This window comes from Halorientalis litorea (assembly GCF_023028225.1).
GTDB lineage: Archaea > Halobacteriota > Halobacteria > Halobacteriales > Haloarculaceae > Halorientalis > Halorientalis litorea.
This window is the reverse complement of the sequence record NZ_CP095485.1, coordinates 1-14830: the sequence shown is the minus strand read 5'-3', so window position 1 is coordinate 14830 and position 14830 is coordinate 1. Positions and strand designations below refer to the sequence as shown.

Annotated in this window: 6 protein-coding genes and 3 pseudogenes; 5 read left to right on the top strand and 4 right to left on the bottom strand. The window is 59.9% G+C overall.

Annotation, left to right across the window (positions count from 1 at the left end):
- Nucleotides 1-156: 156 nt before the first annotated feature.
- The gene (locus tag MUG95_RS16200) at nucleotides 157-1410 is read right to left on the bottom strand and encodes an RNA-guided endonuclease InsQ/TnpB family protein (RefSeq protein WP_247010768.1); all 1254 of its coding nucleotides are present in this window, start codon (nucleotides 1408-1410) and stop codon (nucleotides 157-159) included.
- 358 nt (nucleotides 1411-1768) lie between these two features.
- Here MUG95_RS16200 and MUG95_RS16195 point away from each other — a divergent pair.
- From MUG95_RS16195 to MUG95_RS16175, 5 genes and pseudogenes are all read left to right on the top strand, one after another.
- Nucleotides 1769-1996 (top strand): annotated as a pseudogene (locus MUG95_RS16195) (transposase); the annotation flags it as partial.
- Nucleotides 1997-2230: 234 nt separating this feature from the next.
- Nucleotides 2231-2584, top strand: a pseudogene (locus MUG95_RS16190) (transposase); the annotation flags it as partial.
- A 183-nt stretch (nucleotides 2585-2767) separates the two neighbouring features.
- Nucleotides 2768-4396, top strand: coding sequence for a bacterio-opsin activator domain-containing protein (locus tag MUG95_RS16185; RefSeq protein ID WP_256463879.1), 1629 nt, complete (start codon nucleotides 2768-2770; stop codon nucleotides 4394-4396).
- Between the two features lie 184 nt (nucleotides 4397-4580).
- On the top strand, nucleotides 4581-10163 hold the full coding sequence (locus tag MUG95_RS16180; protein WP_247010766.1) for a PKD domain-containing protein: 5583 nt from the start codon (nucleotides 4581-4583) through the stop codon (nucleotides 10161-10163).
- A 276-nt stretch (nucleotides 10164-10439) separates the two neighbouring features.
- Nucleotides 10440-12116 carry a transposase gene (locus MUG95_RS16175; RefSeq protein WP_247010765.1) on the top strand — a complete coding sequence of 559 codons (1677 nt, stop codon included), beginning with the start codon at nucleotides 10440-10442 and terminating at the stop codon, nucleotides 12114-12116.
- A gap of 192 nt (nucleotides 12117-12308) precedes the next feature.
- On the opposite strand, the pseudogene MUG95_RS16170 reads toward MUG95_RS16175, so the two are convergent.
- The 3 genes and pseudogenes from MUG95_RS16170 to MUG95_RS16160 form a co-directional block, all read right to left on the bottom strand.
- Nucleotides 12309-12629, bottom strand: a pseudogene (locus tag MUG95_RS16170) (site-specific integrase); the annotation flags it as partial.
- 273 nt (nucleotides 12630-12902) lie between these two features.
- Entirely contained in the window at nucleotides 12903-13310 is a 408-nt protein-coding gene (locus tag MUG95_RS16165; RefSeq protein ID WP_247010764.1) for a DUF8160 family protein, read from the bottom strand.
- A complete protein-coding gene (locus tag MUG95_RS16160; RefSeq protein WP_247010763.1) occupies nucleotides 13307-14125 on the bottom strand; it encodes a ParA family protein in 819 nt (272 codons plus the stop codon). The genes MUG95_RS16165 and MUG95_RS16160 overlap by 4 nt, the downstream gene beginning before the upstream one ends.
- Nucleotides 14126-14830 lie beyond the last annotated feature (705 nt).

Genomic DNA, 14830 nt, shown 5'->3' with positions numbered 1-14830 from the left:
TTATAAACGGTTTAGGGGGATGCATTATCGCAGCGGCAATTCACGGATTAAAACTGGATAGAGTATTGACACCTATTAGCAGAGGCAATCTACGAGTTACACTATACATGACATCCTCCGCGCCGTGAACGGCGCGGTTTCCCAAGCGTTGGGATCTTATGGTTCGCGGGACGCCCACTCTTGTGGGGCGACTTGCCCCGTGGATTTGTCGAACAGGCGCACCGCTGGCTGTGCCATCCAGCCGTTATCCCTATCTCCCCCGTCACAGACGAGATTCGGGAGTACCTTCTGTCGGATGTTCTCGGCTCCGTTCACGTCGGCGTTGGCGACCACCCCGCACTCGTCGCAGACGTACAGCCCACGTTCGACGCGCTGGCTGTCGTCGGTCGTCCCACAGGATGCACACGATTTGGACGTGCCGCGCTCGTCCACGAGCTCGACGCTGATGCCGCGCTCGGCGGCTTTGTATTCCAGCATCTCGATGAAGCGGTCGAACGCCCATCCGTGCAGGTCCAGATTGCCGTGGTCGCCCCAATCGGCGTCCTCGCGGATACCAGAGAGGTCGCCCACGGCAATCGTCCCGACGTTGCGGGCCGCACACTCAGCTACCACATCCTTCGAGACGGCGTGCAAGAAGTGGTCACGCCGCCCCCGGCGCTTCCGGTCTAGTCGTTGCGCTTTGTGGGAGTCGCTGTCGTCGCACGTCGCTCGCTCCTTCTGGAAGTAGTAGTCGTCCTCTTTGAGTGCGCCGCCGGGGTACAGCAGGGCCTCGTCTCCGACCGCGACGGCGGCAAAGTTGCAGATGCCGAGGTCGATACCTGCCACCCGGTCGCCGGGAGGGTCCGGGTCGCCAGTGTCGACGCGACAGACGATGTGCAACTCCCACTCCTTACCGGTCCAGACCGCCCGGACCTGCTGGACGTGCTGTACGTCCACATCCGGGTCGGTGGCGTACTCGCAGAGAACGAAGTCCGACCACGACTTTTTGAGATTCGCTCCTTTCGAGAGTCGAATCCTGTTGTGGTCGGGGTCGTGTTTGAAACCGTCCTCTTTGAACGTGACCGTCGAGCGGGGATGCTCGTCGCCCTGCTTGCGGTAGCCGGGTGGGTTCGCGTCCCCGTTGCCCTTTTGACGGTGGGCGTACCACGAGTCGAACGCTTCAGCTAATTCTTCGAGAATTGCCTGACTGGATTGAGCGTTCAAATCCGCGTAGCGTTCGTGACTCTTGAGGTACGCTTTGAGCGTGCCGTGGTCTGGAATCGTGCCGGTTTCACTCCAGATACAGTCGCAGGTCCACCGGGCGACGTTCCAGAGTTTCGAGGCGGCGAACCCAAGCGAATTGAGGTCGTCGCGCACCTGCTGGTGGTTGCGAATGGACGCAACGTAGGTGCGCGTGACCAGATTCGCCATACATAGCCTGTGGCGGAGTGGCTACATAATGGTGTGCCAACCGGAGTGAAAGTGGAATATCCGGCCCGACAGACCCGCGTGGACTGTGGCACCGGGCTTACGCGATTCACGCCCGGCGTGAACGCCGGGATTCTCTCGCTGTTAGAAGATAGATAGTAAGGCCAATACTTAGACGTTGACAATATTGATCAGGTATATCTATTGGGTTCAGAATTATGTTCTTCCTCAATAATAATAGAACCGGATACCTCTCAAACTGGTATCCAGCGAAGCGTCAGAGGCACACCCACCCCACCACCCACCCCCGTTTAATTAAATATAACACGCATTTTGAGTTCGTTCTACTTTCTATAGACTGATGCCCTACACCAGTCAGTCCTGTCGGACTGTGTTTCGACGGATCGCCCAACGACAATATAGTGAGTGGCCGGCGTACAATTCGACACCACTGTACGATCGAACGTCGCTCGCTGGACTGGAATCTGATATCCGGACAGTCTCAGAGACGTGGTTCGATCACGATAGTCACGACTCTATCGAGGAGTTCGTCTGTGCACTCCCGCTAGCCTACTTTCGGTTTAGCGCCCATGATCAGCATTCGTCTTTAGCTAAGACTGACGGTAATAATTTTCTCTCTAATGATAATTGGTGGTATTCAACAGGCTGATTCAGTCCATCGAGACACCATACAGTGTGAAATCGAGCGATGAGAGGCAATGGCAAGGAGGGATTTCGGTTCCTTGAGGTGCTGTTCGGACGAAAATCAGTCGTAAATCACGGCGATTCGGTATTACTGTGTGTATTAGCTAAAGACGGATGCCATGATCAGTATGCGGGGTCGACACGCTACCAGATGGCCACTCTCTTCCGGGTGTTCGTCCTGCAAGAATGCCACGGGTGGGAGCACGAAACCGCACTCGTTGGCTACCTCAGGAACCACCCTGAACTCCGCGATAAACTGGGGTTCGAGACGATCCCGTACCAATCGACACTGTGGCGAAGCTGGCACGAGCGGTTCATCCCTGACCTCCGAGAAACTGTCGAGACAGCCGCTCGAACGATCCTCATCAAAGCCCAGAATGCAGGTGTCGCGGTTCCGCGTGAACCGACACGAAAGCTCCGATATCACGGGAACAAGTCTGGTGAGTCAGACCCGGATGATCAAACTACGTTAATGGTAGTTGAGACTGCTGCTCTCAATGCATACGGGATGGAACCTATCTGAGCAGTCTGTCGAAGACAGTGGTTAGACGGTGAAACTGAACCGCCCTTTGCCCGTAGTTCCGGAATCACAGAGCCGTGTGTTTTCTAATGACCTGACCGAAGCACCCATCCGGAATCGAACAAATAAGGGCCCATGGATAGGGACGAGCAGTCGAGGTCACAGACAACTCCTGAATTGGAGGATGTCTCATCGCTCAAGCGGCTGCCGCTGCACTCGACCGATCTGTTGACTCTGCTGGGCCCGTCAGGCGTGGTGCTGTACGAGAGTCCGTCCATCGAACGCCTCTACGGATACGATCAAGAGGAACTGGTCGGCAAACAGGTCGCGGAGTACTTCCATCCCGAGGACCGGGACCGGGTCGTCAAGGCGTTTGCTGCCATCGTCTCCAGAGAGGACCACCACGTCGAAACGGTCGAATACCGGCACCTGATGGCAGACGGCTCCTACAAGTGGATCGAATCCGTCGGATCGTCGAACCCGACACCCGATGGCAACTACGTGATCAACTCCCGGGATATCTCCGAACGGAAACAGCGTGAACGAGAAATACAACAGACCCGAGAGCAAGTCCAGTCCGAACGCGACGGCAAGGAAGCCATCCGCCAACTCCTTTTGCAGACATCGACCAACCGGGAGATCGCTTCGAGTGTCTGTCACCTGCTCGTCAACGACTACGGCTACGAGTCGGCCTGGGTCGTCCGGAAGCAAGGACCAGGAGGTGGCGACCAGCATCCGGTTGTGATCGCCGACCACGGATCGGACCGGGGCTTCCGGCACCCCGGTGAGGGGAGCGCCATCGACGCAGCGACACGACGCACACTCGCCACGGACGACCCCGTGACAGTCACGACAGACATGGACGGAGAGAACGACATCGTCGCCCAACTGGAGCGGTGTGGACTGTTCTCGGTGCGGTCGGTGCCGTTGGTCCACGAAGGACTGTCCTACGGCGCGCTCACGGTCGTCCGGACGGATACCGGCAGCGACGTGGCAGGACAGTTGGTCGACGAAGTGGCGGCCGCCCTCGCGTTCAAACAGCAGGTCCACCGCCAGCAGGAAGCGCTGGCCGGTGAGACAGTAACGGAACTCTCGCTCCGGTACACGGGCGACCACGTCCTGACAGCCCTGTCGAGGGCACTGGCTGTCGAGGATGGCGACGAGGAAGACGACGAGTTCCCGGAGCTGGTCGTTGAGGAACTGCACGCCGAGGGTGGCCCCGGTTCGACATACCTCGTCAAGACGGCTGATGTGGACGCCGAGACAGTTCGGGCGACTGCAGCGGAGCTCCCGTCGGTCACAGCGGCGACCGTCGTCACCGAAACGGAGACGACTGCGATCGTGTCGATTCGTGCCGAGACAGGGTCGATCAGGGGAGTTCTGGGCGGGTACGGCGAGATACTGCGCTCGATTACCGTCTGTGACGGCCGTCTGAATCTGACCGTGGAGTTCCCGTGCCGGACTGATCTCAGTGCCATCGTCGACGCCGTACAGGACCACTGGCCCGAGGTGACCATGTACGCCTGTACCGAGCGCCCCGTCGACGACGACCACCCGAGCGCGTTCAGCGGGCTAACGAAGAAACAGGAAAACGCACTCCGGGCGGCCTCGCTGTCGGGCTTTTTCGAGCGCCCACAGCAGGCCAGTGCCGAGGACGTGGCCGAGACGCTGGACTCCTCGGCCTCGACGTTCCTCCATCACCTGCGCAACGCCGAACGGACCGTCTTCGAGGACGCCTTTTCACACGACCTGAGACTCGACTGAGTCGACCCCGTGCGGTTGTGTTCACGTACTGGTTACCTCGTTGTCACTGTTGCGTATATATGCAAGCCATCTTTACACCGATATGCTGCGTAGTTGCCAGCAACGTGTCTTTGGTACCGTGTCTCTATGGGAGTCGTTCTGTGGTCACGAGCCTGGAGTGTCCTGACGGCCGACGGCAGCACCCATGGACGAGCGGTCGAGCGCGCCCGAGACGGACTGCGAGGCGGCCCCAGTTCGGGCGGTGGTCGGTGTGACTCGCACGGCCGGCAGACTGCTGGCGGTGTATCTCGTCGGCCTAGTCGGCCTGGCGATGCTGGTGACCGGCACTGGTGTCGTCGGCGTCGCATCGGCGGCGGGCAACACGGCTCCGGACTGTAGCACGGTGAGCTACAACGACGGTGACAGTGACGGGAAACTCGACGTCGACACCATCGACCGGCTCCAGTGTATCGAGAACGAGGGGGTGGGCAAAGAATACGAGCTCACGGACAATATCGACGCCAGCGGGACGAGTAACTGGAACGGCGGCGATGGGTTCGCCCCTATCGGCGACTCCGGAACGAAGTTCACGGGGACTTTCGACGGGAACGGACACACCATCACGGGCCTGTACGTCGACCGGTCAGGTAGTGACGATGTCGGCTTGTTCGGATATGCCGGGTCGGGGACAACCGTGGAGAACGTCGGTCTCGAGTCGGTCGATGTCACGGGAGCCAATTCAGTCGGTGCGCTTGTCGGAACGACGGAGGGAACGGTTCGAGAGTCACACGCGACCGGGCCAGTTAGCGGCGACGAGAACGTCGGCGGCCTGGTCGGTGAGAATCTTGATGGGAGGGTAACCCGCTCATACGCGACGGGAAATGTGATCGGCACAGGCAGAGCGGGCGGGCTGGTCGGGTGGACGCGAAACGGGGGTACAGTGGCAGAGTCGTACGCGACGGGGACAGTCGACGGCGACGTTGCCGGTTCTCTCGTCGGTGAAACTAACTTCCAGGTCAGCGTGCGAGACTCCTACGCTACGGGCTCGACGTCCGGCAACACCTACGAAGGCGGGCTGGCCGGATATAGCTACGAAACCGATTGGAGCGACTCCTACTGGGACAAGGGAACCACAAACCAAGGGAGTGCGTTTGGGTACAGTGGTAGTAATACTAGGACCAATCTGCAAGGATTTGGGTCGACCGGCGACAGCTCGCCCGCTCCGGAGATGCAGGGGTCCAGCGCCTCATCGAACATGGGTGGGTTCGACTTCACGAACACCTGGGAGACAGTCGAGAGCGGCGACGCCGATACCACCGGGGACGGCTACCCGATTTTGCAGTCAGTCGACCGCCAGGCCCAACTGGACGCCCAGAACGTCAACGCCTACGCCGGCGGTGACGGAAGCGATGGCGACCCGTACGAGATAGCGAACTGGCACCACCTCGACAACGTCCGCCAGAACCTCGGCGGGGACTTTGTCCTGACGGCGGACCTCAATTCGGGTACCGCGGGCTACAGTTCCGTGGCCAGTTCGTCGGCCAACAGCAACAACGGCTTCGAACCCATCGGTGACTCCAGTACGGGGTTCACAGGCACTTTCGACGGTGACGGCTACGAGGTGTCCGGACTCACAATCGACCGAGCCTCGACAAGTCAGGTAGGCGTGTTCGGCTACATCGGGAGCAGCGGCCTCGTCAGGGGCGTGATATTCACCAGCGTCACCATCACCGGGAGCGATCAGACGGGTGGAATCGTCGGCCGGAACGCTGGTGGAGACATCGTCGAGACGCGGGTGACTGGTTCGGTCAGTGGCGACAGATACACTGGCGGCGTCGTCGGCCTCTCCAGCGGCGTCGTCAGACGAACTGGGTCGACGGCGAATGTCTCCGGCTCAGGGAATCAGGCAGGTGGACTCGTCGGCGAAAACCGAAACTTGATCGAGCAGTCCTACGCGAAGGGTAGTGTCAGTGGTTCGTTCGATGTCGGTGGCCTCGTCGGGAAGAACGACAACGGCGCCAACGTGAAGAACTCGTTCGCGACCGGTAGCGTCTCGGGAACCTCCACACTCGGTGGACTCGTCGGGAACAACGCCGGCTCAGTATCCAACTCCTACTGGGACGCAGACGTGAACGGAAACGGGCAAGACAGTGACAGCACAGGGTCCTTCGACGCCACCAGCCTCATTACTACCCAGATGCAGCGGTTCGCCCCACAAGTCAATATGGGCAATCTCGACTTCGACTCGGTCTGGGTCGTCACCACCGACTACCCGCGACTCGCTTGGGAAGGAGCGACGGCGCTCACCGTCGACAGCGTCGAGGCTACCAGCCCGACCGTCGCCGAGGATGGGTCGGGTACGATCACTGTGACTGCCAAGGAGAGCGGAACTGACGCCGGCGAGGGTGTCACCATCGAAATCGTCGACGACGACGGCCTGGACGGCTTCGCCACGAGTGACACGAGGGTCACCGACACCGACGGGGAGGCGACATTCACCTTCGACGAACCCGACGACGGCACCTACACCCCCGAGTTCGCGTGGGCCGATGATACGACCGTCTCGGCGGAGCCGACCGTCACCGTCCAGAACGCGCCCGAAGTCACCGCTATCGACCGGTCGAGTGGCGAATCGAACCCCACCAACGCCGACAGCGTCGAGTTCGTCGTGCGCTTCTCCGAGGGCGTCAGCGGCGTCGACACGGGCGATTTCACCGCGACGGGGGTCAGCGGTGACGCGAGCGGAGATGTGTCGCAGGTCACCAGTGTGGCTGTGAACGCGGTCACGGTCACGGTCGGTTCGATTTCGGGCGACGGTGACATCCGGCTCGATCTGGACGACGACGACGGCATCACCAACGGCAACGGCGTGCCGCTGGGCGGTGACGGCACCAGCGGGACTGCCGACGGCAGTTACGCCAGCGGCGAGACGTTCACCGTCGACAACACCGACCCCGGATTCAGTGCTGGCACCAGCAACAGCGTGTCGGTCGACGAGGAAAGCACAGCGAGCGATTTCCTCGACGTGGATGCCGGTGACGACGGTCCACCGGGCACGGAAGTCTCGGCGTACACGCTGTCCAGTGCTGCCAGCAGTGATGCCAGTGTTTTCAGCATCGACAGCAGCACTGGGAAGCTATCCCTCGATAGCGCACTGGACCACGAGAGTCCCGCAGACGACGACGGCAACAACGACTACGAACTCACCGTCACCGCGACCGACGACGTTGGCAACACGAACACCCAGACCGTTACTGTCGGCGTGACCGACGTGGACGAGCCACCGACCGCACCCGACGACAGTTCACAGAGCACCGACGAGGACACCACCGTCTCGGTCGCCGACGGCGACAGCGCCGACCTGCTGGTGCTGGCGAGCGACCCCGACGCCGGCGACACGCTGTCGCTCGACACCGTCGACGGAAGCAGTTTCAGCGACGGAAATCCCGTCACGCTCGACTCCGGTGCGACCGTCACGGTCGAGAGCGACGGAGGTTGGACCTACGACCCGAACGGCCAGTACGAGTCACTCGCAAGCGGCGATTCCACGACGGATACGTTCACCTACACGGTCGCGGACAGCGACGACGACACCGCGCAGGGAACGGTCACTGTCAGCATCACTGGCGTCAACGACGACCCCACGGACATCAGCCTGACCAGCACTAGCGTCGACCAGTCCGATGGCACCGACGCGGTAGTCGGGAGTCTCTCGGCCACGGACGTCGACGACAGCAGCCACACGTTCTCGCTGGTCGGCGGGACCGGGGACGCCGACAACGACGAGTTCAACATTGGCGGCGGCGACCTGCGCGCGGACGACGCCGGGTCGCTCACCGAGGGTGACTACGACGTTCGCCTCGAAGCCGACGACGGCAGCGGGGGAACATACCAGAAAGCAGTCACCGTCAGCGTCACCGACGGCATCGCACCGACCATCGCGTCGAGCACGCCGGCTGACGACGCAACTGGCGTCAGCGAGGGCGACGACATCACGATCACGTTCAGTGAGGACATCGCCTTCGGGTCTGGGAGTGTCACACTCCGAGAGGACGACGGCGGCTTCGGTGACCGGGAGGCCTTCGACGTGAGCAGCGACACTGGCAGCGGTGACGGAACGGTCTCGATTTCCGGACGCACGCTGACGATCACTCCCACGAGCAACTTCGCGTCAGACACGGAATACGCCGTCCGGATTGATGCAGGTGCACTCACTGACACCGCCTCGTCTCCGAACGACTTCGGCGGCATCAGCGACGACACCACCCTGAGCTTCACGACTACTGACTCGACACCGCCGACCGCAAGCGCTGGGCCGGACACGACCATCGACGAAGGACAGTCAGTGAGTTTCGATGGGACTGGCTCGATGGACAACGTCGGCATCGTCAGCTACGACTGGGACTTTGACGACGACGGGACGACCGCGACCGGGCAGACGACGAGTCACACCTTCGACAGCCCAGGTACCTACACCGTCGAGCTGACCGTCACAGACGCCGCAGGCAATACCGACACGGACACTGTCGAAGTCACCGTTGAATCGGCTAGCAGCGATGGTGGCAGTAGTAGTGGGAGTAGCGGCTCCACCGACACTGGCGGCGATCAGTCTACTGCCGACGATTCCAGCATTGGGACCGAGACCGTCGTCAGCGGCACCCAGTCTAGCGACGCTAGCGTCTCGTTCACCGTTAATGCTTCCGACGATGACGGCCCAATCACGCTCGACCTCAGCGAGACCGACGCCGACGGGACCGATGGCGAGGACGAGAGTGGCGGGAACGACGACAGCGAAGGCGAGGGTGAGAATACAGTCTCCGTCGACAGTCTGTCGATCACCCCGACAGAGAGCGGATCCCGCGAGTTCGATATCTCGGTGCGCGAGTGGGACGCCGACATCGATACCAGCGAGCGCGCGACAGAGTCCGACGACACTGGGACGGACACAACAGACGTGTCCGATCCGCAGGGAGCAACCGACGGCGACCGCGCCCACACGGATCCACGGACATTTTTGATCGAGACCGGCTTGTCCCCGCTGGGCTACGTCGAAGTGACCCACACCAACCCCGACTCGGACATCGACAGCGTCACGTTCCGCTTCCGAATCCGGAAAGATGCCCTGAACGAGAGCGATGTCGACCCGAGTGGTGTGGCGCTCTATCGCAACGGAACAGACGGGTGGACGCGCCTCCCGACCGACGAAGTCGGTGAGAACTCCACCCACTATGTCTTCGAGGGGACATCGCCCGGGCTGTCGCTGTTCACAATCGCCTCGGCGCAGCCAGCGTTCGAGGTCATGCGTGCCAGCAGCCGGTCGGAGACGCTCACCGCCTCCGAGGCAGTCACTGTCAACGCGACCGTCCGCAACCTCGGCGGTGCGGCTGGGACTTACACGGCCGAGTTACGAGCTAACGGGACAGTCGTCGCCACTAGCGATGTCGACCTCGCTTCGAATTCATCGCGGACTGTATCGCTCTCGTTCACGCCATCGGACCCCGGCGAGTACACGCTGACGGTCGGCACTGTGTCTGCCGGGGCCGTCTCGGTCCAGTCGGACGAGACGCCGGCTGAGTCGACATCAGCAGACCAGACGCTAACCGAGCCAACACCAGCAGAGCAGGAGACCACACAACAGGCCACCGTCGCCACAGACAACTCAAGCCAGACAGCAAGTGCCAACGGAACAAGGGAGACGACGACCGACGCGAGTGGCCCTGGATTCGGCGTTCTTGTGCTGATCGGTGCGTTCCTGATCGTGATCGTCTTCTTCCGGCGGCGGTCGTAACTTGAGTCCATGATAAGACCTGCTGTCGAACCAGGGCTTCTGGCGACCCGCCAACGAGGGTGGTATCGACGTGGCGACACGGCGGACGCTCCTGCGACGGTCACGGCAGACACAGACGGGGAGGCCGACATCGTCACCAATCTGGCGCGGTGTGGACTGTCTTCGGTCTAGTCAGTGTCGCTTAACCACGAGAGGCGATCGGGGAGGATAACAGTCCACCTCTGGTCTGTATCACCACAAACTGAGTCTTGAGTGTGGTGAATCTAGTATCTCGTAGTGCCACCAACTCGTGACTCTCGACGCGCTGTCTATCGACGAGTTGCACAGCGTCCCCATATCGACTGGCCAGCGTACGATTCGACACCGCTGTACGATCGAACGTCGCTCGCTGGACTGGAATCCGATATCCGGACAGTGTCGGAGATGTGGTTCGACCACGAGAGCCACGACTCGGTCGAGGAGTTCGTCTGTGCACTCCCCTTAGCCTACTTCCGGTTCAGTGCCCACGACTGGTATGAGGGGTCGACACGCTACCAGATGGCCACTCTCTTCCGGGTGTTCGTACTGAAAGAACTCTACGGGTGGGAGCACGAAACCGCACTCGTTGGCTACCTCAGGAACCGCCCTGAACTCCGCGAGCAACTGGGTTTCGAAGCGATCCCGGACCAGTCGACACTGTGGCGAAGCTGGCACGAGCGGTTCACCACTGACCTCCGAGAGACAGTGGAGACAGCTGCTCGAACGATCCTCATCAAAGCCCAGAATGCAGGTGTCGGGGTTCCGCGTGAACCGACACGAAAGCTCCGATACCACGGGAACGAGTCTGGTGAGTCAGACCCGAATGATCAAACTACGTTGGAGCAGGCAGAGAAGATCAACGGACACGTCAGCCGCATCGTGTTCCCGGCGTTTTCGCTGGAACGTGGGGACGGCTGTGAGATCCACGAGAACGCCTACTGGGACTTACAGACATATCTCGGACTTCGCGACCGGCTGGCTGCGAACGAAGGGGCTCGTAGTTTCCTCTACGAATCGACTCGGGATCGGACGCCGCTGGGGCACGCCCATCGCGAGCACATCCGCGACCTCTCGGTTGACCAAGTGCAAGAGATGTACCGGCAGGCCATCACTCGGCTCCTGAGCGAAGTTGCGGAGACAGAGCAGTTCTTTCGAGCCGGAATCGTCGCGATCGACATCACCGAGGACGACCCCTTTACCGGTGACCGCACCGGCCGCGAGGACGAGATCATTGGCACGAAAGAGAACACCGACGAGTACGCCTACCAGTGGGCCACCGTCCAGTTAGTCGGGAACGCCATTCCGGTTGTACTGGACGCACGGCCAGTTCGAAAGGGGGAGTCACGCTTGGAAATCGTCAAGGACCTCTTGGATTCTGCTGAGGAGATGGTACACGTCGATAACGTGCTGATGGATCGGGAGTTCGACAGTCAGCACGTCCTAGAGATGCTCAGCCAGCGTGGCTTGTCGTATGTCGTGCCCAAGCGGATGCAGACCAGCGAGAAAGCCCAGGCGAAGCGATTGCTCCAGCGGGACCAGGATCGGTACGAGACTGACCGCAAACTACATCTCGGGAAGAATGAGTGGCACGAGACGACGCTAATCTATCGTCGAAAAGAAGACTCAGAGCACGACGACCATCGACAATATTCGGTGTTCATGACGAATTGCGGGAGTGGTCACCTCACGGAGTACGGCTATCGCTGGGAGATCGAGAGTGGGTACAGGTCGATCAAACGGTTCATGGCGGCGACGACGTCGAAGGATTTTGGGCTTCGCTTCTTTTACTTCGCGTTTGCGTGTCTGCTGTACTCGATCTGGCGCGCTGTTGATTTGCTGGTACAGGTCGAGTTGACCGGTGAGTATGAACATTCGCCGATCGTAACGGCCGACAACACGCTTACGCTGTTGAAGAAGGAAACCGGCATCGGATAGCGAAGATATCTAACCGTGGTAGCGCGATGTCTGAGTGGCTACACTACCCGCGGTCTCGGAAACATCCCGGATGAGTTGACTATCCAACTATAACGTCCGGCCAGAAAGCGATCTGAATCAGTTTCTGGTCATCGATTCGGCCGAAACCACGCATCACAGCCCCGCTAATCCCGCTGTAGTCTCAACTTCCAGACACCACCCAGAGATATAGCGGTAATAGGTTTGGACGGTGTTCTGCTTGAGGCCACGGTCACCAGCGAGATGCCGGGCGTACTCGCGGAAGATACGTTCGTCGAGATCGTCGAAGGTCGGCTCGCGGTCGACGTCGTCGGGGACGATCCCGGTCCGGTCGTCGTCGCCTCGGTCGCCGGCGGCCCACTCGGCGAACCGCTCAAGCTCGCGGGCTGCGTTGCGTCGATAATTCCCGCCGTCGCCACCACGGCCTTTCCCTTTGTCCTGGAGGTAGCGCTCGAAGCTGTCGTCGAGCGGCGTCGAAAGCGCTCGATCAGGCATCCACCGGCCCTCCACCGTCCTGCGGGCCCGGTCTCGGTGCCTCTACCCTGGGGGAAACGCCGTCGTGAGGCGGTTGCAGCATTCGTGCTTCACCGACGGCGGCGGGGTACTTCAAAGTGGTCGTGATTACGAGCATAATCAGGACCACATTCTGTATTCGACCCATCGGGAGAATTCGAGGAACTGAAGTCTCTTAGCGCCGGAATTCCGCACTACAGGATAATGTATATCGTATATCGCTATACAAAATCTCGGTCCTCTTTCTGCGCGAGGTCATTCGTCTCCGAGTTCCGAAAGCCGAGCCTGAATTTCCTCAGAATCCGCATCAGAGAGCGCCTCGATACCGAACTGGACGAGTAGCGGGTAGAAGTGGCGGTTCTTCTTGAACTCGTCCTGGCCCGCCTTGCGGAGCTTCAGCTGGGACTCGAGGTAAGTGTCCTCCATCTCGTCGAGGACATCGTCGGGAATGTAGATCGTCCGCCCATTCCACTCGTCCTTGATGTTCGTCTTCGTTTTGCTCGTTTCGTTCGTTTCACTCGTTGAAGTCGATTCGGTCGTTCCGGTCGATGAACTGGTTTCCACCGTTTCACTCACCTCGCTCGTTTCGCTGGAATCAGCCTCGGGGTCCTCCTCTTCGTAGTTGCCCTCGATGCCGGAAGCATCACCCCAGCCGTCGGTCATGCTTCCACCTCCTCAGGCGCAGTCTTCTCAAACGTCTCGTCGAACAGGTCCGCGATCTCGTTGAACAAATCGCGTGCATCCTCGACGCGCTGGTTCTCCTTGCCGAAGCCGAAGACGGACACACCCTCGCCAATCGACTGAGAGAGGTCGGTCCGCTTCGGGATCTCGAACACCGGGAGGGAGTACGCCGACTTGATCTCCTCGATGGTGTTGCGGTGCTCGGCGTTCTGCTCGACACGGTTACAGACGATAGCGAGCCGATTGATGTCTCCGTACGCCTGTTCGAGGGAACTCAGCTGCTTCGCGAAAATCTGGAGGCTGTTGGCGTTGAGCTTCTCGGGAATGACGGGGATGACGACGTTGCCGGTCGCGACCAGGGCGTTGTCGGTGAGGACGTTCAGGGATGGCGGCGTGTCGACAATGATGTAGTCGTAGTCCTTGTCGAGCTCGTCGAGAGTCATCTCCAACCGCTCGCGACTCTTCGGCGCCTCAAGCAGCGTCTGGATGTTCTTGTTGTTCGCGAGTTTCTCGCTGGCGGGAAGGATGTCGAATTCCTCGTGCTCGACGATGATGTCGTTCACCGACTCCATCTGGTCGAAGTCGAGGACGTCGAACAGCGTCGTACGGTCGGTATCGTAGTACAGATCGTTGTAGCCAAGCGAGCAGGTGAGCCCTCCGTGGTAGTCGATGTCGACCAGGAGGACGTCGTGGCCTCGGGCAGCGAGTGCGCCGCCAGTATGAATGACGTCGGTTGTCTTCCCCGCGCCTCCCTTCTGATTCGCCACCGTGATTCGTGCGGTGTTGGTGTCGGTCATTATCTTCGTTTCTCTCGTTGTGTTCGTTTCGTTCGTTTTTCTCGTTTAGTTCGGTGCGTTCGGTGAGGGTGTTTCACTCGGTGAGAGGATTACTACGATGTTAAAACCAACTGTTCGTTCCGCTCATTGAGATAAACACACTCGTTGCCATCAACTAATTCGTTCTATTCGTTACGTTCGTTTTACTCGTTCTGCTCATTTTGTTCGTTGAGTAACAGGGATTTTTCGAATCGTTCGGCCACCCCACAGGATTCGAGCGACACCCGCGAGGAAATCAGGACGGGGTGCCAAAGACCGGCCTCTGTCCTTCCCTCGACATCGACTATGTCAGGTGTATCCGGTCATTCCAGCACCATCGAGTACATGAGCAATAACTACGCCCAGTTCCAGTCACCGCTGGCGAGGCTTAAACGGATAGACGACGACTTTAGCTTTAGTGAGAGGAGATTAGAAGTCTAAAGAGAATTCCCCACTATCATCGGAGGGAAAGAGGAGATCAAATGCAGGATGCTTGTAAAGAATCTCGCGGCACTCACGGCATCGTGTGAATAGGGATTGCTCAGCATCCCAAAAATCAGAACGCATTACGATAGCAGAATCACGTGATCCGAAATGCCCGCCAGATACTGAAAAATGGTTGAACTCAAGCCCTCCACACTCCGGACAGGGATCAGTCATACTTTCCCAGTCATCCCGCTTAACGCC